We start from the raw sequence: 25,153 nt of genomic DNA on the forward strand, positions 1-25,153 counted from the left end.
CGCAAAAATGCGACACTCTCGCCGGCGATTAGTACCGACGGTCTACCTCTCCTGGGGAAAACCGGCCCGAAGGACGGCTCTTCCCTCACAGCGCGAACACCTCCGCCTTGCGGAACTCACGCAGAATCGGCGCCGCCGCATCGAAGACCGGCCTGCCGGAGATCGATTCGCCCACCTTGCGGTGGAGCATGACGCGCGCCGCGCGCCCCACTCCTTCGATGACGATCAGCCGCCCGCCCTGTCGGACATGGCGAAAGAGCGCCTCGGGCTGCGTCTCGCAGGCACCGCTGACCAGCACGGCGTCGAACTGCCTGTGCTCCGGCAGCTTCGCGAGCAATTCGGCGGTGGGAACGCCCGGCTGGGCGAAGGCGGTGCGCGCCAGCGCCAGAGCAGCCTCGTCCGGCTCGAGCAGCGTCGTCGCGGCGCCCATCGCCGCCATCAGCGCCGCGCCATAGCCCGAGCCGCCGCCGTATTCGAGGGCTTCCTCACCCGGCTGCAGGTCGAGCACCTGGATCATCCGCGCCGTCACCATCGGCGCCGGCAAGGCCCGGCTCGTGCCCGGCAGCGGCTCCTGGCGGTCGAGATAGGCCAGATGCGAGAGCTCGCCCGGCAGGAATGCCTCGCGCGGCACCGAATCTGCCGCGGCGAGCACGGCCCGATCGGTCACGTCATAGGTGCGCAACTGGCAATCGACCATCATGCGCCGCAGTTCGGCGAAGCTGCTCATGCTCAAATCTCCGGAGGAAGGCGCCCGAACGGACACCTCGACCCTGCCCGCGGGTTTTGGGCGAGGCGGCGGCAAAAGGCAAGGCCGGGCATCGCTCCATGTCGGGAGGCGAGGCCGTGCTGACGGCTCGTCCGAATGAAGGACGCAGATGGGCCGGCCTTGCCGCCATCCTGGCGACGAGCCCTCCACCACGAGCATGCGCCATGACAGCAAGATCCCTCTTCTGGCCGGCACTGATGCTGGCCTGCCACCTCGCCACGCCGGGCCTGGCCCAGGATCATCCCCTCCTCGGCCGTTTCCAGGGTGCGCAGCAGGTCGGCTTCAAGGAGGCGGCCTTCGACGAGGCCCGCATCATCACCGGCCCGATCGACGAGCGCAGCTCGCGCGAGCAGAGCGGCGCCGGCTGGCAGAGCGTCGAGGGCAAGGTCTTCACGCTCTACTACAAGCTTCCGCCCGGCCGCACCGGCCTCGAGGCGCTGCGCAACTACCAGGCGAGCCTGACCGGGGCCGGCTTCGAGGTTCCCTTCATTTGCTCGACCGATGCCGGAACCTGTTTCAGCGACGGACGCAAATATCCCGGCCTGTTCCTCGGGCTGGCGCTGGACGGCACCACCGACCTGCCAAAGCTGCAGCTCGGCGATTTCGTGCGCAACTTCTTCGGAAATGGCACCGGCCGATATCTCTACGCCAGGCTGGACCGGCCGGGCGGCACCGTCCATGTCAGCCTCGCCTTCTCCGAGGATGAAAGCCGTGGCCGGACCGTGATCGCACGCGTCATCGAGGCCGGCACAATGCAGACGGGGCAGATCCAGGTGGTCGAGGCGAGCCAGCTCGGCCGCGAGATCGACCAGAACGGCCGCACCAACGTCTATGGCATCCTGTTCGACTACGACAAGGCCGACATCAAGCCGGAATCGCAGCCCCAGCTCAAGGCGATCGCCGAATTGCTGAGCAAGAGTCCGGCCCTGCGGCTCGACGTCGTCGGGCACACCGACAACCAGGGCAGCGCCGCCTATAATCTCAAGCTCTCCGACATGCGGGCCTTCTCGGTCGTCGCCGAGCTGTCGACCCGCTACGGCATCGATCGCAACCGGCTCAACGCACTCGGCAAGGGGCTGGAGCAGCCGGTCGCGTCGAATGCCGATGAAGGGGGCCGGGCGCGCAATCGCCGCGTCGAACTGGTCCGGCGCTGAGCGATGGATCGGAGCAACGCTATCGTGTCCGCACCGGTAGTTCCGCCGCACGCAGCAGGGCCGCGACCTGGCTCTGCTGTCGCGTTCCGGTCTTCCAGAACACCCGAGCAAGATGGGTGCGCGCCGTCGTCATCCTGATGCCCTGCTGCTGCGCCACCTCCGTCAGCGACAGGCCGGAGGCGAGCCCCAGCGCCAGCTTCGCCTCGGCCTCGGTGAGGTCAAACATCTGCCTTACGGCGGCGAGGCCACCGCCGGCCGGTTCGAGCGGGCGCGCCACGATCATCACATCGTTCATCCGCCCGGGCAAGGCGTAGGCCGCCGATAGCGGCGTGGCGCAAAGCGAGACGTCGCACCCCTCCCCGCCGCGCGCCCGCATCAGCATCTGCCCCCGTGCACCGGTGACGTCGCTCGCCTTGGCGACCAGATCCTTCAGCCCATGCTGCTCGGGCGCCGCCCGAGCCCACAATCTGCCCCCTTGCAAGCCGAGCGGCCCCGCCGGATCGGCCAGCAATTCGTCGCCGGCCGCGTTCGCGTAGGCGAACTGCATGGCTCGATCGACGATGATGACGGCGAGCGAAAGCTCGTCGAGCGCCCGCCGCGCCATCTCGCGCTCGATGCTGACGCCGCCGAGCTGCTGATGCAGCAGCGTCACGCGTCGCATCACTCCCGCAACCCGTTCGAACAACGCGAATTCGGCGGCGTCGAACGGCTCCTGCCGGTGCCCGCGCTGAACGTCGAACATCCAGAACGAGCCATCGACATCGAGCACACGGCTCCCCATCCCGCCAAACATGTCCTGCGGCGCCATCCATTCGCGCCACAGGCGGCTGTCGCGGAAGTGCTCGCCGAACAGAATGTGATCCCGGTAGGCTGAGCCGATCGGCACCGCCGCGACCCGCGCGCTGAACCGCAAGGCGTCGGGCATCAGTTCGCGGTAGAGGAATGCGTTGAGGTCGGGGTCGGAGGCGTTGGTGATCGCGTCGTCGGGATGAGAATCCGGTCCGAAATAGCCCAGGCAGATCTTGGAACCGTCGAAGAGACGGCGAACCTGCTCGATCGCCCCTGGCATCTGGCGGAAGTCGAGCGCCGCATCCAGCAGCCCGTCGACGGCGCCGGTGACCACATCGAGATTCGCCCGCGCCATCAAAGTCCTCGGCCAGCCATGCGCTCTGCCGGCGCGGCCTGACCTTCCCCCTCGGCCCGGCATCGTCCGCTACGGCACCGGCCGCGGAATGCTGGCCGGAGAATCAGGCTAACCTCATGATCCGGCGGAGCAAAGCCTAAATCTTCCCCAGGGTCACCCGGCAGCCGAGGTCTCGTATATCCGTCTCAGGCGTGCCGCCGGCGCGCCTTCAGCACCTCGTCGGCCTCGGACAGAGTCTCGAAGGCGTAGATGAACTTGTCGTCGAGCGTGTCGCCGTACCAGATCTCGGGCACGATGGTGCGGAAGCGGGTTTGGAGCAGGTCGGCCAGCGCCTCGGTGTCCTTCATCCACTCCAGCATGTCGGCATAGAGGTTGAAATTGCTCGGCGCGGGGAAACGGGCGACGAGATCCTCGAAGCCCTGCTTGACCAGCACGGGATCGCAGAGCGTGTCCTCGATCTCATGCTCGCCGACTTCGGTGTTGGCGGCCTGGATCAGGGCGTAGAAGCCGTAGCCGAAACGATCCTTGGTCAATTCGGCGGCGCGGCGGGCGAAGACCTCGAGATCGTGCTCGTCGCGGCCGAGCCAGCGCGGCATGATCATCCGGGCGAAGTTGCGACAGAGATCGATATTGTGGCGGTCGAGCGCCCAGGCCGCCTCGAATCGGCGCTGGTACTCGCTGAACGAGCCGGTCTCGGCCCCGCGCCGGAAATCGCTGGCGCGCCAGGCGAAATCCGCAGGATCGGGCTGGCTGTCGAGCACCGCATCCGCCTGCCGCAGGAATTTACGGAACTGATCGGCCTGGTCCAGGTTGACGTCGGCGGCGCAGGCCGTGCCGCGCCAGGCATAGGCCGTCACCCTGAGCGCATCGGCATAGGTCGCCGCCGAGAAGGGCGAGGGATCCTCGCGGAAATAGCTGGCGAAGCCGTCGAGCAGCGCCTCGTGCCGCGGCCCGGCATCGTCGCTGTCGGGAATCGCCATGAACTCTTCGAGGAACCAGTCCTTGACCAGCTGGTAGCGCGGCTTGCCGTTCTCGGCGAGGTCGCCCTGCGCCCGCGCCGCCTCGAAAGCCGCGCGATAGGCGGCGAAATCGCGCTCCTGCCAGGCCCGGCGCATCGCGTCGCGCTCGCCATAGAGACGCGGGATCTCGTCATGCAGGAAGAGCGAGCCGATCCCGTACTCCTGCAGCAGGATCTCGTACTGGGTGAGTTCCTCGGCCGGCTCCGGTGCAGCCCGCCGGCCCAGCACCTTGTCGCGCACGCTGCGGACCAGGTCTTTCCAGCCCATCTCGCCTCCCCCGCCCCTGCTCGTACCGGCGCGGCATTTGGCCGCCCGGCGCTCCGTCCCGGCGCCTTGGGGCTGTCAGCGCTGCTTTCGTATCCCATTTCTCGATCGTCTCCGCAGCTATGGAGAACGACGAACGATCGCGCCGGCCGCGCGTTTCCGTCGAGTAGCGACACGACCGAGGTGACATGAGCCTTCCATCCGCGAGACAGGAGCTGAGGATCGCCTTCAAGCGGATCGAGGCCGAGCTCCCTCCCCGCCTCGCCAAGGCGATGCGCTGGCTCCGCCACCGCGATTCGCACCTGATCCGGATTCCGGCGGGGCTCGCGCTGATGATCGGCGGCGTGTTCTCGTTCCTGCCGGTTCTCGGCGCCTGGATGCTGCCGCTCGGCCTGATGCTGCTGGCGGCCGACGTGCCGCCGCTGCAGCGGCCGATGGCGCGCTTCGCCCATTGGTGCCTTGGGTTGCTGGAACGCTTCAGGCGACGCCGTTCGGGCTGATCGCCCGACTCGCGCCCGGCCCGAAGCGCCGCCGCGGACCAGCCCGCTGGGCGTTTCCAGGGATATCGGCACTGGAAGAAGAATTTGGAGGCCTCGCCCGGAATCGAACCGGGGTGCAAGGATTTGCAGTCCTCTGCGTAACCACTCCGCCACGAGGCCATCCGGTAGAGTCGCCCAAGGCGCGCTCCACGGCTGGGCCTATAACCACATGCCGCGGCGCGCCGCAACCGAAACTCTCGCGCCAATGTGAATTGACGATAGGGCAGATCGCCTGCCCACGATTTTCTCCGCCTCGATGCCAGCAAAGGGGTTGCGTGTTCCGGGCAGCGTCGGTATACGCCGCCCACCGATCCCGGATAGCTCAGCGGTAGAGCAATCGACTGTTAATCGATTGGTCGCAGGTTCGAATCCTGCTCCGGGAGCCAGCATTTTCGAGGGCTTGAGCGATGACCGCTTGGGCCCTTTCTGCTTTCCGGGGACGGAATGGTGCAACGGCAGATGCAGAAGGCGGCGATGCGGTTCTTCAGGGACGAGCGTTCCATGCGCCGCTGGGCTGCGCTGATCGGCTGGGGCGCCGTCGCCCTCGTCGTGTTCGCGACGCTGTCGCCGATCGGCGCGCGCCCGCATCTTGCGCATATGGGGCCGCAGCTCGAACGCTTCATCGCCTATCTGGTCGCCGCAGCCGCACTCGCCACCGCCTACCCGGCGCGCAAGGGTACGATTCTCCTGTGCATCGTCGCCGGCGCCGCCGGCCTCGAGATCGCCCAGCATTTCGAGGCGAGCCGGCATGCCCGCGCGCTGGATGCGCTGGTCAAGATCATGGGCGGCGTCAGCGGGCTTGCCGTCGTGAGCCTATGCGAGCGGCTCTGGTCGAAGCGCGCCACCCTCGCCGTCGCCCGCCGGCCGAACTGATCCCCGGCGCTCCTCGCGCGGCGGCAGGCCCGCGAGAGGAGCGCCCCCGGGACCGGCGATTCGATCGGTTGATCGGCGTGCGGATGGCTACGGCCGGCTCGTCCGCCCGGCTGACAGTCCTTGTCAGCAATCATCATCGCGGCCTGAGCGGTGCCATGATCGCGCCACCATCGCCCCTAGCGTGACGCTTCCCTGAACGGCGCAGCCGCGATCGACCGTGGCGCGCCCGTCCCTGGAGACCCGATCCGATGCTCGCCCGTTCCGTGCTCCTGCCCCCGCTGCTGCTGGCGCTCGCCGGCTCCGCCCTCGCCCAGACCGCAACGACGACGCCCGCGCCGGCCACCACCGAGCCGATTGCCACACCGGGCAAGGCTCCCGACGCCTGCCGGCTGCTGCCGCAGGCCGATCTGGAGGCGCTTTTCCCCGGCCGCCCCATCACCGCCAAGGGCCCGACACTGAGCCCGATCAGCCGCGGCCCGCAATATGCCGAGAGCTGCATGTACTCGGTGAAGCTGCCGAGCCCGACCTCGAAGCTCGACCATGCCCGCTTCGCCTCGGTCACGGTGATCCGCTGGGACGGCGTCGCCAAGGGCCGCGAGACGCCGGCGCAGGCCTTCGCCTCGATCAAGACGATGCGCGAGAAGGTCGCGAGCGATCCCAAGCTCACGCTCAAGCTCGAATCGCTTTCCGGCGTCGGCGACGAGGCCTTCCAGGAAACGACAAGCTCCAGCGTGGTGGTCCGCACCCGCAAGGACGACCTGATCTATTCGGTCTCGCTCGATGTCTATTCCGAGCAGACCGCGCCGAATGCGCTCGCTTTGGCCAAACAGGCGGCGGCGCGCTGGCAGGGCGGCACCGGAATGGTCGACGCGCCGACCCAGGTTGCCGCCAACAGCGCAGTGACGGTGCCGGCGGACACCCGCCCCTCCTCTGTCGCCCCGGTCGATCAGTGGCCGGACGCCTGCGCCCTGCTGACGCCGGCCGAGGTCAAGGCCGCCTTCCCCGAGATGCGCGTCAGCGAGCCGCGCAAGCTGATGGGCAAGATCACCCATGAGAGCCGCGAGAACCGGCAGGAAGCGCTGCCGAACCCGATCGGCTGCCAGTTCGACGCCAAGCGCACCGTCGAGAAGGACGGCAAGCGCACGATCGAGCTGAACCAGATCCAGGTCAGCGTCCGCAATGTCGCCGCTACCGAGGAGCTGTCGAAGCGCTGGTTCCTGAGCGCGATCAAGGTCTCCGAGGCGAAGACCCCGGTCGACGGGCTCGGCGACGAGGCGGCGCTCGACATCATGAACCGCATCCATATCCGCAAAGGCCTGACCACGGTCGATGTCCGCGTCTCCGGCGGCGAGCGCGACCAGGCGCTGCACGATCAGGCCAAGGCGCGCGTCGGCGAGCTCGCGAAGATCGTGGCCGCGCGGCTGAAGTAGCGCTGTCGCGGCCGACACATGCCGCCGCCGCGCATTCCCGCGCGGCGGCGGCCCTGTTAGGGAGGGCCGATCAGCGAAAGGCCTGACCTTATGACCACCCGCTTCACCGAGACTCTTCGCCAGGCCAGCCAGCCGGCCTGGTCGCAATCCGCCGGCCACCGCTTCGTGCGCGAGCTGCTCGCCGGCACGGTGTCCGATGCGGTGATGGTCCGCTACCTCGTCCAGGACCATCGCTTCATCGACAGCTTCCTGACGCTCCTGGGCGCAGCGCTCGCCGGCGCCGACAGCTTCGAGGCCCGCATCCGCTTCGGCCGCTTCATCGGCATGGTCAGCGGCGAGGAGAACACCTATTTCCTGCGCGCCTTCGAGGCCCTCGGCGTCAGCGCGCAGGAGCGGTCTGCCCCGCCTGACAGCAAGGCGACCGCCGGCTTCAAGGCGCTGATGCGCGAGGCCGCCGCGACGCGCTCCTATGCCGCTGCCCTCTCCGTGCTGGTTGTGGCCGAATGGCTCTATCTCGACTGGGCCCAGCAGGCCTCGCAGCCGCTGCCGGCGAACTTCATCCATGCCGAATGGATCACCCTGCACGACAACCCCGATTTCCGCGATTTCGTCGGCTTCCTGCGGGCGGAGCTCGACCGCATCGGCCCAAGCGAGGCGGAAACGAGCCGGGGCTTCTTCCTACGCGCCGTCGCGCTGGAGAAGGCGTTCTTCGATTCGGCCTATGATGGCGAGGGCTGACCGACGCCGCCTTAGCCTGAGGCAGGCGTGACAGCCGCAAGCCGCTCTGTCACAAGGGCGGTCGAGAGACGGGGGCGTTCGCCGCGAGGCGAGCTGAGAAGCACCCTTCGAACCTGACCCAGATCATGCTGGCGGAGGGAGTCGCTCGGGGCAGCCTCGCCAGCATTTCCCCGTGCCCGCCTTCCACCGGAAAGGCGGACCTTGACGACGCAGGACGCGACAGAACGGAACCCGGCTGCCGGCATGAAGCCGGTGATGACCGCGCTCGCCCCTGCCTTGCGCACCATCCTCGTCCTCCTGCTGGCCTGGCAGGGGGCGATCTGGCTGTTCCAGCCGCCGCGCTACATCCTGCCCTCGCCGCTCGACGTGGCGCTGGCCTTCCAGCGCCAGCCCGGCTTTCTCTTTGGCCACAGTCTGACCACCATCGCGGAGATGGCGCTTGGCTTCGTGCTCGGCTCGCTGTTCGGAGCGCTGACGGCGCTCGCCATCGTGGCGCTGCCGCGGCTCGGGCGCCTGCTCTGGCCGGTCCTGCTCGTGCTCCAGTCCTTCCCGGTCTTCGTCATCGCACCGCTTCTGGTCGTCTGGTTCGGCTTCGGCATGGGCTCGAAGGTGATCATGGCGACGATCATCATCTTCTTCCCGGTCGCCTCCGCCTTTACCGACGGCCTGCGCCGGACCGATCCCGAACTGATCGACGCCACCGCGCTGACATCGGCGACGCATTGGCAGACGCTGCGTTATGTCCGCCTGCCCCTCGCCATGCCGAGCCTGCTCACCGGCCTGCGGGTCGCAGCTCCGCTGGCACCGCTCGGCGCGGTAATCGGCGAATGGGTTGGTGCCTCCGCCGGGCTCGGCTTCGTCATGGTCCAGGCCAATGCCCGCATGCAGACCGACACGGTCTTCGCCGCGATGACCGTGCTCGCCGTGCTCAGCCTCGTCCTGCGCCATCTCGTCGATGCGCTCGGCCCGCGCCTGCTGCCCTGGACGAGCGAGCCGTGACGCCGCCCCCTCCTCAAGCCGATCACGCAGAAGGATTTCGCCTGATGACCCTCCGCGCCCTCTCCAGACGCGCTCTGCTCGCCACGGGCCTCGCTTTGGCTGCCGGCCTCGCCAGCCCGGCCCGCGCCGCCGACAAGCTGACCGTGATGCTCGAATGGTTCGTCAACCCTGATCACGCGCCGCTGGTCGTCGCGCAGCAGCTCGGCCTGTTCAAGGAAGCAGGGCTCGAGGTCACCATGGTGCCGCCCTCCGACCCCTCGGCCGTGCCGCGCCTCGTCGCCGCCGGGCAGGCTGACATCGGCATCCACTACCAGCCCAATCTCTATCTCGACCACGCCGCCGGCATCCCGATCGTCCGCGTCGGCACACTGGTCGAGACCCCGCTCAACAGCGTCATCGTCAAGGCCGATGGGCCGATCAAGTCGCTCGCCGATCTCAAGGGCAAGACGATCGGCTACGCCGTCTCGGGCACCGAGACCACTTTGCTCGGCCAGATGCTGGCCAAGGCCGGCCTCAAGCTCGACGACGTCAAGCTCGTCAACGTCAACTTCGCGCTCTCGGCCGCGCTGATCGGCGGCAAGGTCGACGCCACCATTGGCGGCTACCGCAATTTCGAGCTGACCCAGCTCAAGCTAGAAGGCCATCCCGGCACGGCCTTCTATCCCGAGGAGCACGGCGTTCCCGCCTATGACGAATTGATCCTGATCGCCCGCCGCGACGGGCTCAACGACAGCCGCCTGCCGCGCTTCCTCGACGCGATCGAGAAGGCGGCGCTTTACCTCACCAACCACCCGCAGGAGGCCTGGAAGCTCTTCATCGCCGCCCATCCCGATCTCGATGACGCCCTCAACCGCCAGGCCTGGACCGACACGCTGCCGCGCTTCGCCAAGCGCCCGCGCGCTCTCGACCAAGGCCGCTACGAGCGCTTCGGCGCCTTCCTCGTCGAGCGCGGCCTGATCCAGAAGGCGCCGGCGCTCGCCGAGATCGCCGGCGAGGTGAAGTAGCCGGTGGATAGGCGGCAGCAGCTTCACCAGCCGCCGCCCCCATCCCGCGTCCACATCAGGGCGGCCCTGTGCTGTTTGCTCTGGGTTCTTCGCCGATCGCGATGCTATGAGCCGACTTTGCAGCTATCCAGCGGGCCCTCGCCCGCCCTCCGGGCTGCCTCCGGTGACATCAGCCGCATGAACGCCAGCCAGCCGATCGCCCAGACCCGCCGCGCCGACCTGCCGGTGCTGTTCGTGCTCAGCGCGACGCATCTGCTCAACGACATGATCCAGTCGCTGATCCCGGCGATCTACCCGATCATCAAGACGGCCTATGCGCTCGATTTCGGCCAGATCGGCCTGATCACGCTGACTTTCCAGATCACTGCCTCGCTGCTGCAGCCGGTCGTCGGCCACTACACCGACAAGAACCCGATGCCCTATTCGATGGTCGTCGGCATGGGCTGCACTCTGACCGGGTTGATCGGCCTCGCCTATGCCGGCAGCTATGCGCTGCTGCTGATCTCGGCGGCCTGCGTCGGGCTGGGCTCCTCGATCTTCCATCCCGAGGCGACCCGGATGGCCCGCAACGCCTCGGGCGGCCAGCAGGGGCTGGCGCAGGGCATCTTCCAGGTCGGCGGCCAGAGCGGCGGCGCGCTCGGCCCGCTGCTTGCCGCCTTCATCATCGTGCCGCGCGGCCAGACCAGCGTCGCCTGGTTCTCGGCCGCAGCCCTGCTCGCCATGGTCCTGATGGTCTGGACGGCGCGCCGCTATGCCGAGCTGAGCAAGGCGGCCGCTGCCGCCGCCGCGGCGAAACCCGCGAAGGTCGCGGCGGCCGCGCCCGCCACCCCCGCACATTCGAAGGGCCAGATCGTCTTCGCGATCACCATCCTGGTGATCCTGCTGTTCTCGAAGAACGCCTATTCGTCGAGCTTCAGCTCCTATTACACCTTCTACCTGATCGGGAAGTTCGGCGTCTCCGTGCAGGGCTCGCAGCTGATGCTGTTCCTCTTCCTCGCCGCAGCGGCCGTCGGCGCGCTCGCCGGCGGCATCATCGGCGACCGGGTCGGCCGCAACCGCATCCTCTGGTTCTCGATCCTCGGCGCCCTGCCCTTCTCGCTGATGCTGCCCTTCGCCGACCTGTTCTGGACCGGCGTGCTGACGGTGGTGATCAACCTGATCATGGCGAGCTCCTTCGCCGCGATCCTGATCTACGCGATGGAATTGATGCCGGGCCGGATCGGCCTGATCGGCGGGCTGTTCTACGGCCTCTCCTTTGGCCTCGGCGGGCTCGCGGCGGCGATCCTCGGCGAGGTCGCCGACTGGATCGGCATCGAGGCGGTCTACCGCATCTGCGCCTTCCTGCCGGCGATCGGGCTGCTCGCCTGGTTCCTGCCGAAGGTCGAGCACCGGCGGGGGTAGGATTCGCTACCGCCGCCAGCAGGACCGGGGTCGGGTCACTCAATCGGGGCAGGCCATCCTTGCGGCAAATTGCCTGCTGCAAGAACGACAATAGGACGTGATTTTCAATGATCTACGAAATGCGCGTGTATCGCTGCTTGCCTGGCCGGCTTCCGGCTTTGCTCGACCGCTTTGAGAAGGCCACACTGAAGCTGTGGGACAAGCACGGCATCCGGCAAGCCGGATTCTTCACCACGCTGATCGGGGAGTCCAATCAGGACCTGACCTATTTCCTGGCCTGGGAATCGCTCGCCGAGCGCGAGACGAAATGGACGGCGTTCGCGACCGACCCGGACTGGGTCGAGGCGCGCATCAAGAGCGAAGCGGACGGCCAGATCGTTGGCAACATCGTCAGCCAGATTCTGGCGCCGACGGCCTTCTCCGCGGTCAAGTAAGCGCCGGGCAGACGATCGCCTGTGCCAGGACAAAAGCAGCAAGGGCGATGTCGCCCTTGCTGTCAGGTGAGTTGAAGCCCTTGCGGTTATGCAGCTGTGGCAACGGTCCGGAGTTCGTCGCCGAGGCCAGTCGGGCTTGTAGTATCCCGCCGCGCCGGTTCCAGCATTCGGCTAACGGCAAGATCGGGTGAAAAGTCACCACCGCTTGCCGTACCAACTGGGCGAGGCTGCTGCGGGTTACGATGCCGGCTGCGCCTCCGGGATTTTCCACGTGCCGTTCAGGACCTCGGCGCGGGGGCGGTAGAGCCGGAATGTGTAGTTCCACCCCTGCGTGATCGGCAGGCAGTTCGCGATCTTGCCGTCGCAGCCGCCGAACTGGATGTCGATCGCGCCATCGGCGCTTGTCTTGCCGGTGATGCTGTTGACCGAATAGGCGTCGTAACCGTTCTTCTGGAAGAAGCCCTTGTCGTTATAGACGCTGATCGACCAGAACGCGTCGACGGGAACGTCCTTGACCCTGAGCTTGTAGACCGTCTTGCCGTCGTTCCTGGCCGGGGTGAACGAGGGGTAGGATGCGTCCTTGTCGGGGTTGCCGCCCCAGCCCGCTGCCGTGCCGAGCAGGTGCATCACCGGATCGACCTTTCCCTTCGGGCCGAAAGCGTTGGTGAAGCTGCCCGATGATGCGGCGGAGAGCGCTTCGAGCGCATCACGGAGCTTCTTCTGTTGAGCCAGGTCCCAGTTCGGAGCCTCGAACTTGCCGGCCGATTTCTGCTCCACCTTCAGCGCATCCTGCAGGGCGTGAACCTGCGCGAGGTCCTTAGCGTCGTTGGGATCGACAAGGATACGGACCGCAACGAACACATAGCGCGTGCCGACCTTGTCCTTGGTGAGCGTCGTACGGCCCGGCTTGTAGACCACCATCGGGGTATAGTGGTCCTCGCTGATGACCTGCATCGAGACGAAGCGCTTGCCGGCATCGGGAAGGGTGATGGTCACCGGGCCGGCATCGAGGTCGAAGAGCGCCTGGGAATAGAGCGTATCCCGGTTCATCCGGACCACGGGCTGGTTGTCGATCGGCGTTGGCGTCCTGGTGTGGGCGAACTTGCCGAGACCGCCTGCGTCGACGGTCTTGCGCATGTAGAAATCGGTCTCGGCTCGCTTGAAATTGCCGACATTGACCGGAACCGACTGCGCGATCGCCACGCATGGCGCAAGAACCAGGAAACCCAGGCTGTAGACCGACTTCATTCGCATTGAACGGTACCTCATTGGTGCCTTTGATCGATTTGCTCGTCGTTACCGCGCAGACAGCGCAGCGGCCTCTGCGGCGCATTCGGAGGCCGAGAGCGGCCGCCTCGCCTTCGCGGCCTTCACTTCCGCTTTCGCGGCCTTGAGATCGGCGAGAAAGGTCGGGTCGGTCTGCAGCCGCGCCACCGTCGCCGCGCCCATGATCCGCCCGGCATCGACATCGCTCTGCCAATGCGCGTTGCAGATCACGCGGCTCTGCCCGAACTCGATGCCGCGCTTGAGCAGCGCATCCGCACGCTCGGGATTGATCTGCGCGAAGACGAGAGCCCAGCCCCAGCCCGCAGCCGTGTGGCCTGACGGGTAGGAGCCGTCGCTCCGCAGAATGGCCTCCTGATCCGCCCGGCAGGTCGCTTCGTTGTGCACCATGAAGGGGCGGACCCGGTTGTACTTGTTCTTCACGCCATAGGTGGAAAGGCCGAAATCCGACAGCATCTTCTGCGTCATCGCATAGAGGCGCGGCGTCTGCTTGCCGTCGATCCTGACACCCATCGCGCAGGAGAAGTTGTCGGCGGCCTGCGGAAAGGCGAGGTCGGCGTCGGTATAGGCGAGCTTCGAGCGTGCGGTGTCTCGCAAGGGGATCGTCGCCTTGCGCGCTTCCTCGTCCCGGGCCAGCGCAGCAGAACCCGGCTCCGGCGGCGGGCCGAGCAGGATCAGGCTGTCCGGCAGGTCCGGCCGCTTCAGATAGCCCGGCGCGATCTTGAAATGCGGATCAGTGACCTTGGGCTGCGCTTCGGCCGCTTGCGCCAGGGCCTGCCCGCAGAGCGCCAGCAGCGCCAGCGCGGAAACGCCTGCGGTCCGAAACGCATTCGCAGTCATCGCCATTCCCATTTCTTTCGACATTGCCGAACTCATTGAGGTCTCGATCAGAACCGGTACGTTGCTGCGACGGCGGGCCCATGCTGGGTCACGTCGTACGAGAAACCACCGCTGCGATAATCGACATGGAGCGCCCGGTAGCCCGCTTTCAGCGTCAGGTTTTCGCTCCAGGCGTAGTTGACGCTGCCCAGGCCCTGCCAGGTCAGGCGCGAGCCGGCCCCGAAGCCGCCGACATCTCCTGCGAGCGTCAGGCTCCAAGGACCGCCGAGCTTCACGCCGAGGCGGGCGCCGATGACGGGATCGGCCCACATCTCGGATTGACGGTGGTCGATCCGAAGATTGGCAAGGCCGGGCAGGACCTCGAGCTTGGTGTTCAGGTTCCAGAACCGGACGCCGCCGCCGACATCGAGCGCAAGCACGCTGTCCTCATAGACCCGGTAAAAGACGGAGCCCTGAACGGTGGTGGTCTGCGAGCGCAGCTTCAGCCCTGAAAAGAACGGCCCGGGCAGATTGCCTCCGGTCGTCACTTGCGAGAACTGCCCATCGACAAGAACGCTCCAGCGCTCGATGCGCATCTCGGCAGATGCCATCAGCGCGCCGTTGAGCTCCTTGAGCACGTCGCGGAAGCGCAGGTGGATATCCGCCGCCGGCAGCGGCGGCAGCGTCGCGCTCTTGCCGTCGATGGCCGTCGCCCAGACATAGCTGGTCACCGAAAAGCTCGGTCCCGACGTAAGGACGGGAGCCGGCGGCGCGGGGGGCTGCCGGAGATCCGATGCCCAGGCCGGCCCGCACAAGGAAGCCACCATCGAGCCGATGGCGAGATTGCGCGCCGTTGCGCCTGACATTGCTGCGTGTCCCCTGCCTTGCCCGCCCTGACGGCACGTGCGCGAACGCTCCGGCTCAGCAGCACGCAATCGCGGCCCGAGCGGCCGGCGACTATCGTTGCGAGCATTTCGTGCATGGGCAGCCCGCCCGTCTTGCCATTTCGCGCCAATCGCGACCGGCTATTCTTTATCTCCGCGGGGCGGAAATCCCCCGAGTGCCAGCCCTTTGGCGCTGGTTTCACCGGGATGCGGCCGAACCTGTGTTGCATCGCGACTGCACCTATGTCGGAAACAGGAACGTCAACCCCACGCGGGGCCCCCAGCCGCGCGGTCCGTTCTTCGGCGCAGCCGCCCAATAGCGCACGCCTGCGGAGAGGCTCACCGGCTGCTCGCCAAATTTCACAAGCTTCGAAACTTGGAAATTGATCGGCACCGACCATTGTTCGGCCGTCCAGTCATAGGTGCTCTCCGTATTGAGCGTGAACGTCCAGGCGTCCGATGTCCTGTAGGAGATGAAGGGCTGCAGGTAGGTCGCGCTGATATCGGACCTGCCTCCCTTCCCCGCAACGGACCAGATGTGGTTTGCAAGCGCGCCGACCGTCCATGGCCCTTCCTGCTTCAGAACGACGGCAGTCAGACCCATCCCGAACTTGCCGCCTCCGAGCAGATCGTCGGTCGCCGTCGGAAGCAGGAAGACAGGACCTGCTCCCCAGATGATCCCGCCAGCGGTCGGCTGTTTCGGGGAAATGAAGAAGCTTTGCGTGACGTCTCCCAGACCGGACTGGTTGCCGGAGGGGCCTGCGATGTCGTGCTGCCAGATGACCGGGACGACGGTCCGGGAAATGACATTCCAGTCCTCGTTCAATGAAAACGGGATGACCGGTTGGATATCGAGCGTTTTTCGGTCGCCACGGTTGTTCGGTCCGAAGCCTCGGTCGTAGTTGAACTGGAAGGGCACGCTGATCAGCGATGACACGGGATTGCTGAGCTTTTTCGCCAGCTCGGCAGTCGCGTCCTGTGCCAGTGCGACACCGGTACCAGTCAAGCCAATGCCTTGACCAACCAATGCGAGGGCCGAGAACACAGACAGTTGGGAGAGTCTCGACAGCATTCAGGTCTCCTCAATATGCAATCTCAGAGGGCCATCTGCGGATGGCCGAGCAATTCAATGGCAATCAAAATGGCCCGCGAAGCGGGGCTTCGAGCAGCTTGCGGTGACGTTCACCGGCCAAATGATGACTGGAAGGCATGCGAGCGCCGGCTTTGCGAATAGGAAGCCCCCACTGCCGACTTTCCGTGAGATAGAGGCTCCCGGCAGTGGATGCTCCGTGCGGCGGATCACTTTCGGATCAGCCGACAGGCTCTGTTTGGTGCATGGGCGGGTTGTCGGTCTTGCCATTTTGCGCCACCCGCGACCGGCTATTCTTCACGCTCGCCGGCCGCGAATCCTCGGAAGATTCGGCCTTGTGAAAAGCGTCAACGCGGTGACCGCGGCGAGGTCCGATGGCTGATATCCCCTTGACGCGCGGCCAGTTCCTGCTGCCCTTCGTCAGTATCCTCGACGATATCGGCGCGCCGACGGAGGCGCTCCTGGAGCGCTCCCGGCTGCCATCGTCCCTGGCCGAAAAGAGCGAGCTCTATTTGCCGCTTCTGCCGGCGCTGCGTTTCGTCGAGACCGCCCAGAGAACCCAAGGCATCGAGGATTTCGGCTTTCTCGCTGCCCAGCGCCTGCATTTCTCTCATATGCGGGAAAAGACACGGGCCCTGATCGCGCATTCACCGACACTGCTCGTCGCGCTCCGGCACGCCTGCCATGAGGCGTCACGGGAAGACACCATTCTGAGCATGTGGATCGAACATGACGCGGATCATGTTCGGGTCTGCAGCCGGCTTGCGGGGACGGGGCTCCTGCATCTGAAATACGCGCAATGGATCCAGAATATCTTCTCGGTCTACATCATCAGGCAATTCGCAGGGCCTGGCTGGATGCCGACGGCGATCGCCTTCGAATCGTCTTATGCGCCAAGCCCGGCAACGCGATCCTGCTGGCCGAATGTGCGATTCCTGTCGGGCCAGCATGCCGCCTGGATCAGCCTGCCGATCGCGCTGCTCAGCCTTCCCAACCGGTCGGCCGTCTCGTTTGCGCCGGCAAGGAACCAGGAGGACGGCCCTTCCGCCTACGACATCGTCGAACTGCTCAAGCTGATGCTGCCGGCCTATCTCGACGAGGGAACCACGGCTCTCGCCGACGTCGCCGAGATCGCGGGCGTCAGCACGCGGACGCTTCAGCGCAAGCTCGCCCTCATCGGCCTGTCCTATTCGGACATCCTCGACACCGTCAGGTACGAGCATGCGAGCCGGCTGCTGCAGGACACCGATTGCAGGATCATCGACGTCGCCTTTTCCTCCGGCTACACCGATCCGGCGCATTTCAGCCGCGCCTTCCGCCGGATGACGGGCATCACGCCGCGCCAGTTTCGCGAGCAATCGCGCCTTGGCTAAACGGCTCCGCGATCAAGAGAGCACGCCGGCAGGAGCCGGCGCAGGGCTCTTCCAGGTGACGGCCAGAGCGGCGGCGATCCTCGGCGAGGTCGCCGACCGGATCTCGGTAGATGTTACTGCCGATAGTCGTTCAAATGCGCGCAAAGGCATCCGGGGCAAGGCTTCCGCCAATTTTATGCAGCCTGCTCGTTGAATTGACCCAATACCTTGAAGCCACCCGTTGGTTTAAATAGTTTATGGAGCTTCGGAATGGAGCATATCTTGAAGCCCGAGAGCGGCAAGTCTCTCGAGGCAAGCTACAGTGGAACCTCATATACAAACGCAAAAGGCAACGCCGAGTGCGTGGAGTTCATTCAGCAGACTCTCAAAGCGCCGCAGACCAGTGCCTGGAAAGAGGGGCGCAAGGTCACCAAGGACGGCCCCGTGCTTCCGGTGGGCACGGCCATCGCGACGTTCGTTGATGGCAAATATCCGCAGACCGGGAGCACCGGCAAGCACGCGGCGATCTATCTGGGGCAGGATGCCGTCGGGATTCAGGTCCTGGATCAATGGCGCACGCAAGGGGAAGTCAGACGTCGTACAATTCGCTGGACACCGACAAAATCGGGATTGAGCAACGACGGCAACGCGTTTTCAGCGATCGAATGGTAGCGAGGCGATAGCGGCATGAGCAGGATTCTAGTTGCAGCGGGGCTGTTCGTGGTCCTCGCCGGCGAGGCAGTCGCGGCGCCGCAATGCCCGTCCGAAGTGGACACGCAGCAGCAGCTCACGGCGGCCGTTCCGGGCTGGCGCGATCTGCGCAGCAAGACGCCACATCGCTTCAGCCAGGTTACGTTCTATGACGGCCAGCCGGCCGAGCAGGTCAGTTTGGCTCCGGACGCGACAAGGAAGGTTAGGGATCGCGAGGTGTCGACCTGGCAGTTCGCAAACACATCCGAGCGCCGGGTCTGGATCGAATGCGGCTATGCCGGCACCTCGATCTCATTGGCCCAGGAGCTCCCGGCCGGCACGAAAAGCTGTTCCGTCAGCTACAATCCCAAAGTCCGCCTGTCGGGCTTGCCGCGGATCGAGCAGTTGGAGTGCAAGTAGGTCCTTAGGCAGGCGACAGTCTCCTCCCGAAGGCCCACTGCCCCACGGAGCCGGGCTTGCCCATCTCGCAATAGGAGATTGGTGCGGACGGCGGCAACCTTCGGCGAGGTCGCCGACTGGATCGGCATTGAGGTGGTCTATCGGCTCTGCGCCTTCCTGCCGACAATCGGGCCGTTGGCCTAGTTCCTGCCGAAGGTCGAGCATCGCAGGGGGTAGGTGCCGCTACCGCTACCGAACGGATCGGCGTCGCGACACCCAAAAGTGCATCGCCAGCGCTGCCGCCGTGCCAATGTTCAAAATCGCCCAGATTTCGCGCTTCATATGTAGCGGAGCAACGGGGTTAAAGACCAGGGCCAGCACGGCAAGTATGATCGCCCATACTCCAAGCCCAATGCGCTGATACTCCCCATAGGCGAGATATCCGGCTGCCGCGCAGACGACGATGCGAAGCATCTGATAGTAGGCGTAAGGCCAAGGCACGAGCGCTAGCAAAAGCAGTGCTATCGGCATCAGCCAGGTGGCGGGATGAGCTGCGGCGCTCGCACGGGGCCTAGACATCTCAGAGCAGCCTCAGTTCGGCTTTAAAGGCGCTGGGGACGAATTCAGCTCCTATAAGCCACTCTCCCAGAGGCACTGTATCGAACATCATGCTGGTGTCCTCGCCAGTCACCTCCTGCGTGGCAATCTCGATGCTCTTAAGACGAAGTATGGCATCACGAATATGCTCGCGAGACCCACTCAGATGCTGCCATATCTTCCTCACATCATCGCGGACATCGGGTACGATTCCGCATCCAACCGTGCACATCCAAATCTCGATGCCACGGTTTGTGTCTTTGACGTGCTGAATCGCGAAATCTGGCATCTTTATGCCGAACTTGGGCATCGTCTTCTGCAGGTGCTCGTTCTGGCGGGCCGCGTTATTTCGTATCGTCTCAAGCATGCCGTAGAAGCGCACTAGGTCGGCGCGCGTATAATCCAGCGGCCGATCGAGCAAGGTATTGGGCAGCCCCCGTCGTCCGTCATCGTCAAACGGAACCATTGGGCGAGCATTAGGAGGGTGGCTCGACGAAGGCCGTCAGCCTTCTCCAAATCCCAAAGCACCTCCTTCACGCACATATAGACGCGGGCGTTCTCGCTCTTCTTCGCTAACCAGCCTAGCATCAGCGCCTCCCCTAAGGCGAACTCGACCCCGCGCTCGCGTTTTAGTCAATGGCTCAGCTTCAGGCAGCTCTAGTTGGAAGAAACCATGCAAGATTGGTGCGGACAGCGAGGGGACGAACCCACACGCCGTTTCCGGTAAGGCACTTCCAAAACTTCTGGCCGGCACCTTGGGCCAAGCTGCGCGCGTCCGTTATGAACGAAGGCTCAAGCCTATCGACCTTCACCGGAGTTCGAGCGAAAGCAGGGAGAGCTCTCGGGGAGCCATAACATTTGTGGAGGAAGTGCTTCAGCCAATGCAGATAAACTCCCAGTTCCCCCGAATTTTTCAAGCCAATATCGACCGCTTTTATCATCGCGTTGTGAGAGCCACTCTCGACCGCTTGCCTCAGCACGCCGAAGTGATTTTCCGCAATACGGAAACCCATAAAGAACTTCTCGATCAGCTGACTCTCCATATCGACAATCACACCGCTCAAGAGGCGCGCCGGTCTTTTGCGCTGCTGCTATGCGGACTTTTCGAACGGCAATTGCGGAGCTGGGCCCGCATTATCTTGCCAGATGAGAACAGAAGAGCTGTCGCCAAATGGCCCTTTGTCGACCTGCTGCACAGGACCGCCCACTCAGCTGAGATTGATTTGCAGATCGATGATGTTGGCGACACCATCGAAGAGCTTTTCTTGCTAGCGAACGCAGTAAGACACGGCGACGGAACTTCGTGTACCGCCCTCTATGCACGTTCTCCGCGCTTCTGGGATCACCTGGACGACCATAGCATCGCGATCACTGGCGATATCGAGATGCTGAGTGAGGCGATCCGAGTGAAAGAGAAAGACATACGCCGATATACGCGTGTCTTAGCCCAATTTTGGGGGTTGGCCGACAATCTGCAGGGCGCCGAGAAACGCCCCTTTTACTACGAAGAGTGAAGCTATGGTGCGGGCGGGGGGAATCGAACCCCCACGGGCCGAAGGCCCTACGGATTTTCTTACCCACCACGGCTTTCGCCGCCGCCCCGAAAGGCGTTTGGAGTCTGGACTATCCCTTCACCATAGCGTCTGCCGTAGGTGCTGCCCGTCTAGTCTCTACACCTTCCCTGAAGCTTGCCGCCTCAGGGCTTGGCTCGGGATCGCCATCTGACAGGATTCCCCGAATTTGAGCAGTTCTGCATCTGGCGTTTCCGCCGGAGCACTCAATCATTCAAGTCCGATGCGTCTACCAGTTTCGCCACGCCCGCGTGACGTGCACTCGTTAGCCGCGCTGCTCGCAGCCGACAAGCTCCGATTGAAAGCCGACGGGATCGCTCAGCGCCGATGCGCCGGCTTGTACCATTCGACCCCGTCGGGATCGACATAGAGCCCGGGCGCAACGTCGGCGCCGATCTTCTTCTCCTGCATCGGCACGCGCACCGTGTCGTCGCGGTCGCCGCGGCGGATATAGGGGCCGCTCGCCTGCTGGCTGTGCTGGCCGCGCCCGCCATCGCCGCCCCCCATCACCGCCCGGCGGGCCGCGACCTTGTCGTCGAGCGCCGCGACCTGGCGCGCCGAGAAGGCGACCTTGGCCGCCCCCTCGATGATCGGCAGCGCCTTGCCCGCGGAGCCCTCGCCGGTGACGCGGATGCCGACGAAGCGCGGCACGTAAGTCTGTCCGCCGCCGCCGCGCGCCAACGCATCCCAGCCGCCGGTGGTCGAGACCTGGGCACCGCAGCGCTTATGGGCGCGCTCGCAGGAGGCGCGCGAGGCATAGCGCGGCGCCTTCTGCTCGAATTCGGCGCGGGCGTTGCGATAGGCATGCTCGCACTGCTCGGCCGAGAGCTTGCCGGCTTCGATGCATTCGTCGCGGCGGACATAGGTCTGGCCGGCGGCCTGGGCGACGACATCGGCGGGCGTCAGAGCGATCCCGGCCACGGCGAAGGCCGCCGCGCGGGCGAAGACAAGGGGAAGAAGCGTGATCATGCGGCTTCCCTGAGCATGCGATTGTGGCGTCACAGCAGCGGCCTCATCATGATGGCGAGCTCGCGCGTGCCACCATAATCGATCTTGCCGTTGCCGAGCACCGGAATCGTGGCGGTGACGAGAATGGCCTTTGGCAGCCACAATTCCGGGAAACCCTGGCGCTTGGCCTCGTCCTGCAGCGCCTTCTTCTCGGCATCGGGCTTTTCGGTGACGAGGACGAGCTGCTCGCCCTTGCGCAGATCGGGCAGCGCCACGACCACGTGATTGTGACCGGGCCATAAGCCAGCGACCATCGATTCGACCGCCGCCAGCGAGACCATCTCGCCGCCGAGCTTGGCGAAGCGCTTGGCCCGGCCCTTGATCGCGACGAAGCCGTCATCGATCGCGACGATGTCGCCGGTGTCGTGCCAGCCGCCCTCCGGCGGCACGATCGCGCCGGGATTGTCGGCGTTGAGATAGCCGAGCATCACGTTCGGCCCCTTCACGCAAAGTCGTCCACCCTCGGTGATGCCCTCGACCGGCTCGAGCCTGGCCGTGATTCCGGGCAGGAGCCGGCCGACCGTGCCCTCGCGCATCGCCACCGGCGTGTTGCAGGCCAGCACCGGCGAGCACTCGGTGCAGCCATAGCCTTCGAGGATGGTGGTACCATAGGGCTCCCACATCCGGCGTGTCTCAGGCTTCACCCGCTCGGCCCCGGCGACGACATAGCGCACGCTCTTGAGGTCGCCCTCATCCGCAGCGCGCGCATAGCCTTGGAGAAAGGTATCGGTGGCGAACAGGAAGGTCGCGCCGGTCTCCCCGATCAGCTTGGGCACCTGCTTGTAGTGCAGCGGGCTCGGATAGAGCACGACCTTCATGCCGTGCGTCAGCGGCATCAGCAGCGCCGCCGTCAGCCCGAAGGAGTGGAAGGCCGGCAGCGGGTTCATGACGATGTCGCGCTCGCTGAGGAAGCCGGCGGCGAGCTGGAAGATCTGGTTGGCGTTGGAGACCAGATTGGCGTGGCTCAGCACCACGCCCTTGGGCTTGCCCTCGGTGCCGGAGGTGAACAGCACGACCGCCGGATCGTCGGGCCTGGCCGCATGATTGCGAAGAACCAGCCCGGGCGCCAGCGAGGCGAGCGCGCCGAGCGCCTTGTCGAGGCTGGTCAAGCCCTTGCGGACATCTTCGAGATAGATCACCCGCCGCCCCGGCGCGAGCGCCTCGACGATGTCGTCGAGCTTGGCCTGGTCGATGAAGCGCCGCGAGGTGACGATCGTCGAGATCGGCCCGATCTCGCAGGCGGCGGTGAGGTTTTTCAGGCCGGCGGTGAAGTTGAGCAGCGCCGGCACGCGGCCATAGGCAGAAAGCCCGAACAGCGTCACCGCCATGCCCTGGACGTTGGGCAGCATCAGCCCGACCTTTTCGCCCGGCCTGGTCAGCCCCGAAAGCTTGCGGCCGAGCACCAGCGCGCCCAGCACCAGACTGCCATAGCTGAGCGGCTTGCGCTCCGGATCCTCAAGCGCGATGCGGCTCTTGCCGTGCTTGCCGGCAGCCGCCAGCAGCGCCTGGAACAGCGTTGTCCTGGCGGCTTCGACGTCGAAGGGCTGTGCCGGCAGTTCGATCGCGGCCATTCGGCTCGTGCTCCCCTTGTCGTTCCTCTTGCCCGCAACCTAAGGCGAACCGGCCGGGATACAATCCGCCGCCAGCAACTTCCCCAGCGTCATCCAACGCGTTAGGGTTGTACCGCCACTGGAGGCTACCGCCATGCCTCGACTGCGCCTGCTCCTGTCATCGCTTCTCATTGTGAAAGCCGGATTCGTCGCTGGCGGCGCGGTCGCGCAGCCGCGCATCGAATGGGAAATCGCCAACCGCTTCCGCCTGTTCCGCGAGGAGGCGCAGTTCCGCAAGCTGGCCGAGATCTATGCCGCCCTCCCCGCGGCCGACCGGCGCGAGCGTCCGGCCATCGCCTTCGAGGATGCGATGCAGCGCGCCGCAGCCGCCCGCACGCTCGGTCCCGCCTTCGGCGATCCCGTGAGCATCGCGCGCTGGGGCTGGACCTCGGCGGTCACGCGCCGGACCTGCTTCCAGAACGGCAATCGCGGCCACTGGCAATGCCTGCTCGACACCGGCGATCAGTTCATGGAGCCGCGCGTCGCCGACGTGCTCGTGCGGCTCGCCGAGCTGCCGCCGTCGCTCGCCGGCAAGACCTGCCGCTGGACGACTGGCGAGCTTGCCGTGGTCGCTCCCTGCTCCAAGGAGGCCAGGCTTCCGCGCCGCACCTTCGGCGCACCGCTCGACATCGCGGTCAGCGCCGACAATGCACCGCTCGCCGAAGCGAAGGCTGTGAAGCTGCGCCACATCGCCATCGCCGGCTTCGGCGATTCCTTCTCCTCGGGCGAAGGCAATCCCGACCGGCCGGCCGAGCTGGTCGACGACGGCATCGACACCTATCGCAATTCCTCGCCCCTGCCCGATCGCCCCGGCTTCCGCAACTATCCGCGGCGGCGCGGCGCAACCGACAGCTCGCTCGGTGGCGCGGCCGCGGCGATCTGGCTCAACGCGCAATGTCACCGCTCACTCTATTCGCAGCATGTCCGCGCCGCGCTCGTCCTGGCCCTCGCGCATCGCGACGTCGCGGTGACGCTGACGCCCTATAGCTGCACCGGGGCGGAGGTGAGCGCCGGGCTCCTCGGCTATTACGCAGCCCGCGACGATGTCGGCGATGCCGTCTACGACGCCTCGCCGCAATTGATGCGCTACTGGCGCGACTACTGCCGCAGCTTCGCCGGCTACAACCGCTTCGACGACGAAGGCTCCGGCTTCGACTGGCGCCGCGATCTCCCGCGCTGCAGCCAGCCGCGCGCCATGAAGCCCGATGCCGTGCTGCTCAGCATCGGCGGCAACGATATCGGCTTCTCCAGCGTCATCGCCGAGGAGGTGGTCGGGCGCGGCCGCTTCGGCCTGCGCGTCGGCCTGCTCTACAAGCTCTGGCTCAGCCAGATCGACACCAAGACCTTCGCCGAGGCGCGCCGGGCTGTCGACGAGGTCATCCCGGCGCGCATCCGCGAGCTCTCCGCAGCCTTCGAGAAACATCTCGACGTCCCGGCCTCGGCCATCGTCCAGACCGCCTATCCGCAGATCACGCGCGGCGAGAGCGGCCCCTGCGGCGTCAGCACCAGCGGCATGGACGTGCACCGCATCCTTTCGATCAGCAAACCGAGCACGGGCGGTGAGGCCGCAGCGTTCGTCCCCCATCTCAATCGCGGCATCGCAGCGGCGATCGCCACGCTTCCCGAAGCGCGGCGCTGGCGTTTCGTCGATGCCCATGTCGAGCGCTTCGCCGGTCATGCCCTGTGCTCGGCAGGAGCCCCCGCCGACGCGCCAGACCGTGTGGCTTCCGGCGCCATGCGCTTTCCGACCTGGAATTTCGTCCAGCACCGCTGGGAGCCGTTCGCTCCGAGCGCCTGGCGGGCCTATCGCCCGCGTCAGCGCTGGCTCATCACCCCCAACGACTCGTTCCTGACTGGACATTACATGCGTGTCGGCACCATCGAAGGCTCCGACACCACCGATCCGCTCAGCCCGGAGCAGCCGCTTTTCGCCGCCACGCTTGGCGGCTCCTTCCATCCCAACGCCAGCGGCCATGCCGCGATCGCCGATGCGACCATTCCCGTGCTGCGCGAGGTGCTAGGCCTTCCACAGCCTTGAACCCTTTGCTGGCGCATGACCGGGATGCGCCGGGCGCGACAACCAT

General features: G+C 65.8%; 24 protein-coding genes, 2 tRNA genes and 1 riboswitch. Of the genes, 15 read left to right on the forward strand and 11 right to left on the reverse strand.

The window, feature by feature from the left end; translation table 11 throughout:
• Positions 1-85 precede the first annotated feature (85 nt).
• Complete coding sequence (locus GV161_RS28575) at positions 86-727, reverse strand: methyltransferase domain-containing protein (RefSeq protein WP_159650494.1); 642 nt, start codon at positions 725-727, stop codon at positions 86-88.
• Positions 728-930: 203 nt separating this feature from the next.
• Between GV161_RS28575 and GV161_RS28580 the strand changes: the two genes are divergently transcribed.
• On the forward strand, positions 931-1,920 hold the full coding sequence (locus GV161_RS28580; protein WP_159650496.1) for an OmpA family protein: 990 nt from the start codon (positions 931-933) through the stop codon (positions 1,918-1,920).
• A gap of 19 nt (positions 1,921-1,939) precedes the next feature.
• On the opposite strand, the gene GV161_RS28585 is transcribed toward GV161_RS28580, so the two are convergent.
• Both GV161_RS28585 and GV161_RS28590 read right to left on the reverse strand, forming a co-directional pair.
• Positions 1,940-3,064 carry a helix-turn-helix transcriptional regulator gene (locus GV161_RS28585; RefSeq protein ID WP_152013637.1) on the reverse strand — a complete coding sequence of 375 codons (1,125 nt, stop codon included), beginning with the start codon at positions 3,062-3,064 and terminating at the stop codon, positions 1,940-1,942.
• Positions 3,065-3,249: 185 nt separating this feature from the next.
• Positions 3,250-4,350: a hypothetical protein gene (locus GV161_RS28590; RefSeq protein WP_152013636.1), complete on the reverse strand. Its 1,101-nt coding sequence runs from the start codon at positions 4,348-4,350 to the stop codon at positions 3,250-3,252.
• Between the two features lie 185 nt (positions 4,351-4,535).
• Between GV161_RS28590 and GV161_RS28595 the strand changes: the two genes are divergently transcribed.
• Entirely contained in the window at positions 4,536-4,847 is a 312-nt protein-coding gene (locus tag GV161_RS28595) for a hypothetical protein (protein ID WP_152013635.1), read from the forward strand.
• Positions 4,848-4,932: 85 nt separating this feature from the next.
• On the opposite strand, the gene GV161_RS28600 is transcribed toward GV161_RS28595, so the two are convergent.
• Positions 4,933-5,006: transfer RNA gene (locus tag GV161_RS28600), tRNA-Cys, on the reverse strand.
• A gap of 191 nt (positions 5,007-5,197) precedes the next feature.
• Here GV161_RS28600 and GV161_RS28605 point away from each other — a divergent pair.
• From GV161_RS28605 to GV161_RS28640, 8 genes are all read left to right on the forward strand, one after another.
• A tRNA-Asn gene (locus tag GV161_RS28605) sits at positions 5,198-5,272 on the forward strand.
• 115 nt (positions 5,273-5,387) lie between these two features.
• Positions 5,388-5,759 carry a VanZ family protein gene (locus GV161_RS28610; RefSeq protein WP_152013634.1) on the forward strand — a complete coding sequence of 124 codons (372 nt, stop codon included), beginning with the start codon at positions 5,388-5,390 and terminating at the stop codon, positions 5,757-5,759.
• A gap of 248 nt (positions 5,760-6,007) precedes the next feature.
• Positions 6,008-7,189 carry a hypothetical protein gene (locus GV161_RS28615; protein ID WP_152013633.1) on the forward strand — a complete coding sequence of 394 codons (1,182 nt, stop codon included), beginning with the start codon at positions 6,008-6,010 and terminating at the stop codon, positions 7,187-7,189.
• Between the two features lie 90 nt (positions 7,190-7,279).
• Positions 7,280-7,927 carry a TenA family protein gene (locus tag GV161_RS28620; RefSeq protein WP_152013632.1) on the forward strand — a complete coding sequence of 216 codons (648 nt, stop codon included), beginning with the start codon at positions 7,280-7,282 and terminating at the stop codon, positions 7,925-7,927.
• Positions 7,928-7,987: 60 nt separating this feature from the next.
• A riboswitch (TPP riboswitch) is annotated at positions 7,988-8,084 on the forward strand.
• Between the two features lie 86 nt (positions 8,085-8,170).
• A complete protein-coding gene (locus GV161_RS28625) occupies positions 8,171-8,926 on the forward strand; it encodes an ABC transporter permease (protein WP_152013784.1) in 756 nt (251 codons plus the stop codon).
• Between the two features lie 44 nt (positions 8,927-8,970).
• Positions 8,971-9,930 carry an ABC transporter substrate-binding protein gene (locus tag GV161_RS28630; RefSeq protein WP_152013631.1) on the forward strand — a complete coding sequence of 320 codons (960 nt, stop codon included), beginning with the start codon at positions 8,971-8,973 and terminating at the stop codon, positions 9,928-9,930.
• A gap of 177 nt (positions 9,931-10,107) precedes the next feature.
• Entirely contained in the window at positions 10,108-11,331 is a 1,224-nt protein-coding gene (locus GV161_RS28635) for an MFS transporter (RefSeq protein WP_152013630.1), read from the forward strand.
• Between the two features lie 107 nt (positions 11,332-11,438).
• Positions 11,439-11,765, forward strand: a complete 327-nt coding sequence (locus tag GV161_RS28640) for an NIPSNAP family protein (protein ID WP_152013629.1) — start codon at positions 11,439-11,441, stop codon at positions 11,763-11,765.
• A 237-nt stretch (positions 11,766-12,002) separates the two neighbouring features.
• On the opposite strand, the gene GV161_RS28645 is transcribed toward GV161_RS28640, so the two are convergent.
• The 4 genes from GV161_RS28645 to GV161_RS28660 form a co-directional block, all read right to left on the reverse strand.
• Entirely contained in the window at positions 12,003-13,013 is a 1,011-nt protein-coding gene (locus GV161_RS28645) for a DUF1254 domain-containing protein (protein WP_244623989.1), read from the reverse strand.
• A 48-nt stretch (positions 13,014-13,061) separates the two neighbouring features.
• A complete protein-coding gene (locus GV161_RS28650; protein ID WP_244623976.1) occupies positions 13,062-13,895 on the reverse strand; it encodes a phosphatase PAP2 family protein in 834 nt (277 codons plus the stop codon).
• Positions 13,896-13,936: 41 nt separating this feature from the next.
• Positions 13,937-14,599 carry a hypothetical protein gene (locus GV161_RS28655; protein ID WP_152013627.1) on the reverse strand — a complete coding sequence of 221 codons (663 nt, stop codon included), beginning with the start codon at positions 14,597-14,599 and terminating at the stop codon, positions 13,937-13,939.
• A gap of 394 nt (positions 14,600-14,993) precedes the next feature.
• On the reverse strand, positions 14,994-15,824 hold the full coding sequence (locus GV161_RS28660; protein ID WP_152013626.1) for a transporter: 831 nt from the start codon (positions 15,822-15,824) through the stop codon (positions 14,994-14,996).
• A gap of 392 nt (positions 15,825-16,216) precedes the next feature.
• Here GV161_RS28660 and GV161_RS28665 point away from each other — a divergent pair, with 392 nt between their 5' ends.
• The 3 genes from GV161_RS28665 to GV161_RS28675 all read left to right on the forward strand — a co-directional run bounded on the left by GV161_RS28665 (position 16,217) and on the right by GV161_RS28675 (position 18,304).
• Complete coding sequence (locus GV161_RS28665; RefSeq protein WP_152013625.1) at positions 16,217-17,215, forward strand: AraC family transcriptional regulator; 999 nt, start codon at positions 16,217-16,219, stop codon at positions 17,213-17,215.
• A gap of 249 nt (positions 17,216-17,464) precedes the next feature.
• On the forward strand, positions 17,465-17,866 hold the full coding sequence (locus GV161_RS28670) for a BPSL0067 family protein (protein WP_152013624.1): 402 nt from the start codon (positions 17,465-17,467) through the stop codon (positions 17,864-17,866).
• A 15-nt stretch (positions 17,867-17,881) separates the two neighbouring features.
• Positions 17,882-18,304: an STY0301 family protein gene (locus GV161_RS28675; RefSeq protein ID WP_152013623.1), complete on the forward strand. Its 423-nt coding sequence runs from the start codon at positions 17,882-17,884 to the stop codon at positions 18,302-18,304.
• A gap of 559 nt (positions 18,305-18,863) precedes the next feature.
• Here GV161_RS28675 and GV161_RS28685 read toward each other — a convergent pair.
• Entirely contained in the window at positions 18,864-19,346 is a 483-nt protein-coding gene (locus tag GV161_RS28685) for a hypothetical protein (protein WP_152013621.1), read from the reverse strand.
• A 415-nt stretch (positions 19,347-19,761) separates the two neighbouring features.
• On the opposite strand from GV161_RS28685, the gene GV161_RS28690 reads away from it, so the two are divergent.
• Positions 19,762-20,394 (forward strand): hypothetical protein, encoded by a 633-nt coding sequence (locus GV161_RS28690; RefSeq protein WP_152013620.1) that lies wholly within the window; start codon positions 19,762-19,764, stop codon positions 20,392-20,394.
• Positions 20,395-20,769: 375 nt separating this feature from the next.
• On the opposite strand, the gene GV161_RS28695 is transcribed toward GV161_RS28690, so the two are convergent.
• Positions 20,770-21,420, reverse strand: a complete 651-nt coding sequence (locus tag GV161_RS28695) for a DUF1190 domain-containing protein (protein WP_152013619.1) — start codon at positions 21,418-21,420, stop codon at positions 20,770-20,772.
• Between the two features lie 29 nt (positions 21,421-21,449).
• The gene (locus GV161_RS28700; protein ID WP_152013618.1) at positions 21,450-23,030 is read right to left on the reverse strand and encodes an AMP-binding protein; all 1,581 of its coding nucleotides are present in this window, start codon (positions 23,028-23,030) and stop codon (positions 21,450-21,452) included.
• A gap of 133 nt (positions 23,031-23,163) precedes the next feature.
• On the opposite strand from GV161_RS28700, the gene GV161_RS28705 reads away from it, so the two are divergent.
• A complete protein-coding gene (locus tag GV161_RS28705; RefSeq protein WP_152013617.1) occupies positions 23,164-25,107 on the forward strand; it encodes a hypothetical protein in 1,944 nt (647 codons plus the stop codon).
• Positions 25,108-25,153: the final 46 nt, after the last annotated feature.

Origin of the sequence: Bosea sp. 29B (assembly GCF_902506165.1) — a bacterium.
In the GTDB taxonomy this organism is placed as follows: domain Bacteria; phylum Pseudomonadota; class Alphaproteobacteria; order Rhizobiales; family Beijerinckiaceae; genus Allobosea.